Origin of the sequence: Candidatus Viridilinea mediisalina (assembly GCF_002532535.1) — a bacterium.
In the GTDB taxonomy this organism is placed as follows: Bacteria; Chloroflexota; Chloroflexia; order Chloroflexales; family Chloroflexaceae; genus Viridilinea; species Viridilinea mediisalina.
This window is the reverse complement of sequence record NZ_NQWI01000216.1, coordinates 1-3,469: the sequence shown is the minus strand read 5'-3', so window position 1 is coordinate 3,469 and position 3,469 is coordinate 1. Positions and strand designations below refer to the sequence as shown.

General features: G+C 62.8%; 2 protein-coding genes. Both read left to right on the top strand.

Going from position 1 to position 3,469, the window contains the following annotated elements; genetic code table 11:
* On the top strand, positions 1-1,546 hold a 1,546-nt coding region (locus tag CJ255_RS21395; protein WP_245863652.1), incomplete at its 5' end, for an isochorismate synthase.
* Positions 1,547-1,628: 82 nt separating this feature from the next.
* Complete coding sequence (gene menD, locus CJ255_RS21390; RefSeq protein ID WP_097646106.1) at positions 1,629-3,377, top strand: 2-succinyl-5-enolpyruvyl-6-hydroxy-3-cyclohexene-1-carboxylic-acid synthase; 1,749 nt, start codon at positions 1,629-1,631, stop codon at positions 3,375-3,377.
* The last annotated feature ends 92 nt before the right edge of the window (positions 3,378-3,469 follow it).

Below are 3,469 nucleotides of genomic sequence, written 5' to 3'. Positions count from 1 at the left end.
CCTCCTACCTCCTACCTCCTACCTCCTACCTCCTACCTCCTACCTCCTACCTCCTACCTCCTACCTCCTACCTCCTATGCTCGGTGTAAGTGTCGCAACTGCTGCGCTCGCGCAGCGCGCTCGGATGGAAGTGTTGGCTGAACAGGCCCGCCGTCGTGCCCGACGGCTGGGTCGTTCGGTGTTGGTGAGTGTGACCACGGAGTTGAAGCCGCGTGATCCGCTGGCGCTCTTTGCGCGTGGTGTGGGGGTGACCCACAACCGGCTCTTTTGGAGTCGTCCGGCTGATGGGTTGGCGGTTGCGGGCTTGGGGGCCGCGTGGAGTTTTGCGGCCAGTGGCCCTGAACGCTTTGCCTTGGCCGCTCAGGCTTGGCGCGAGTTGGTGGCCCACGCTGAGGTTGCGGCTGATCCTACGCTGCCCTTTAGTGGGCCGATGGCGGCGGCGGGTTTTGCTTTTGATCCTGATCGCCCCGCTTTGGGCCATTGGGATGGTTTTGCCGATGGCTTGCTGCTGTTGCCGCGTTTGACCCTAGCGACTGATGGGCAGCGCACGAGTTTGACGGTGAATGGGCTGGTGGGCCCAACCACCTCGTCAATCCAGTTGCACCTTGCTGCGGCACGACGGTTGCGCGATCTCTTGGGGCGCACATGGCGGGCACCGCAGATTGATGCTGGCCTGGAGTTGCGCGATGCCTTGCCCCCTGGGGTGTGGCGGGCTATGGTGGCGGCGGCGGTGGCTGAGTTGCGTGCGGGTAGCCTTGAGAAGGTGGTGCTGGCCCGTGAGGTGCGTGCCCGCAGCCAAAGCCCCTTTGATCCTGCTGCTACGCTCGAGGCGCTGCGGCGCGACTACCCCGATACCTTTGTCTTTGCGCTGGCACGGGGGGGCCGCACCTTCCTCGGTGCCTCGCCTGAGCGCCTGGTGAGCCTGCAAGGACGCACGGTGGCCGCTAGTTCGTTGGCTGGCTCGGCACCGCGTGGCAGCCGTCCGGCTGAAGATGCGGCCTTGGGCCAAGCGTTGCTCGCTAGCCCCAAGGATCGCGTTGAACACGCGGTGGTTACGCGCATGCTGCTCGATGCGCTGCGTGAAGTCTGCGCTGATGTGGTCGCTGCGCCTGAACCAACCTTGATGCGTTTACATAATGTACAGCACCTCTTTACGCCCCTTACGGCCACAGCGGCCAGCGGGACAAGCATCCTCGATCTGGTGGCACGCCTCCATCCCACCCCGGCCCTGGGCGGGCAGCCGCGTGAGGCGGCTTTGGCTTGGATCAGGCAGCATGAGCGGCTCGACCGCGGTTGGTATGGTGCCCCCGTGGGTTGGATTGATGCCCAAGGCCAGGGCGAATTTGCCGTCGCTATCCGTTCAGCCCTGGTTGGGCGCTACGAAGCCAGCCTCTTCGCCGGGGCCGGTATCGTCGCCGCCTCCGACCCCGAGCGCGAAGAGCGCGAAACTGAGATCAAGCTGCGTGCAATCCTGGGCGCTTTGGGGGCAAGAGGTGCAGAGATGTTTACCACAGAGGCACAGAGAACACAGAGAGGTTTGCGGTAGAGCTGAGGGTCATATCGGGTTTTCGGCTATCGGGTTTTCGGCTATATCGGCTTTTCGGCTATCGGCCTTTCGGCTATTACCTATGCATAATCACACTGAAACGCTCACCCACTGGGTCGCTACCTTGGTCCAACAGATCATTGCGGGGGGCATCCACGATTTCGTCGTCTGTCCGGGTTCGCGGAGTACCCCGATTGCCCTTGCGGTGGCGCGCCACCCCGAGGCGCAGGTGCGCGTGCTGCTTGATGAACGCTCGGCGGGCTTTTTTGCCCTTGGTTTGGCCAAGCAATCCGGTAGACCTGCGGCGCTGATCTGTACCTCGGGGACGGCGACAACCAATTTTTTGCCCGCTGTCGCTGAGGCCGATCTGGCCCGCGTGCCACTGCTGCTGCTCACTGCCGACCGTCCGCCTGAGTTGCGCGATAACGGTGCGCCCCAGACGATTAATCAGATGTCTATCTTTGGCCCACGTCCGCGCTGGTTTAGTGATCTGCCCTGCCCCGATGCGAGCCCTGGGTTGCTCAACTACCTCAAGGCGGTTGTTGCGCGCGCCATTGCGGCCTGCATGGCGCCCCCCGCTGGCCCGGTACACCTCAATTTGCCCTTCCGGGAGCCACTGTTGCCCGATCGGGAGCTGTTGCTGCAACTCTTTGAGCGGGGGGCTGCTGCATCCAAGCTTCAGGTCAAGCATAGCCCCCGTCAGGCCCATTCGGCTATTGTGGCGGCGCTCGCAGCGCGGATGGCGAGCGTCGAGCGCGGTTTGATCATCTGTGGCCCCAACTGTCCCCCCGGCTTGGCGGCGGTGGTTGCGCCCCTCGCTGAACGGATCGGCTTCCCCATCCTAGCCGACCCGCTCTCCGGTGTGCGTTGTGGTTCCCCTAGCCTGACGCTGGTCTGTGGGAGCTATGATGCCTTTCTGCGCACTGAAGCCTTTGCCAGCCATGCGCCGGAGTTGGTGCTTCGCTTTGGTGCTATGCCCACCTCCAAGCCGGTGCTGCTCTACCTGCAGCGCCACCCCAGCGCCCACCAGATTGTCGTAGACGAAGGGGCCGGCTGGCGCGAACCGACCAATCTCGCCGCCGAACACCTCGCCGCCGATCCCCTAGAGCTCTGTGTCGCGCTCAATGCCCACTTGGGCAGCCAAGCGCCATTGCAGCGCCCATGGACAAACCTCTGGCGCAACGCAGAGCAGGTGAGCCGCCAGATTCTCCACGAGACCCTTGTCAACCAAACGCACATCAGCGAACCGGGGGTCTTTGCCCGGCTTGCCCCGTTGCTGCCAGAGGGCGCAACGCTCTTTGTGGCCAACTCGATGCCGATACGCGATTGTGACAGCTTCTTTCCGGCCATGGAGCGTTCTGTTGCTATTGCGGGCAACCGTGGCGCCAATGGGATTGACGGGCTCGTTTCGACCGCCTTGGGCATGGCGGCGGCGGGGGCCAAACCACTGCTCATGGTCTTGGGCGATCTCTCGCTCTACCATGACGCGAATGGGCTTTTGGCAGCCACATTGTGCCACTTGGATGCCACGATTGTGCTGATCAACAACGACGGCGGCGGCATCTTCTCCTTCTTGCCCTCAGCAAGCGAAACTGATCAGTTTGAACCACTCTTCGGCACGCCTCACGGCCTCGATTTTGGCCCCTTGGCGCAACTCTACAAGGCCCACTACACCCTCGCGCAAGACTGGCCCAGCTTCGAGGCGGCGGTGCGTGCTGGCCTAGAGGGGCGCGGCCTGCACCTGATCGAAGTCCGCACCGAGCGACAGCAGAACGTCGCCGATCACCGCGCCCTCTGGCCGCTATTGGAGATTGTAGATTGCAGATTGTAGATTGCAGATTGTAGATTAAGACATGGTTCATAGTTACTTTACAGTTTGGTCTCCGATGGAGTGCCGACTTTAGTCGGCTGGGGTCGTAGATT

Coding starts and splice junctions, on each gene's coding strand:
- menD (WP_097646106.1), top strand. CDS start 1,629: ATGCATAATCACACTGAAACGCTCACCCACTGGGTCGCTACCTTGGTC.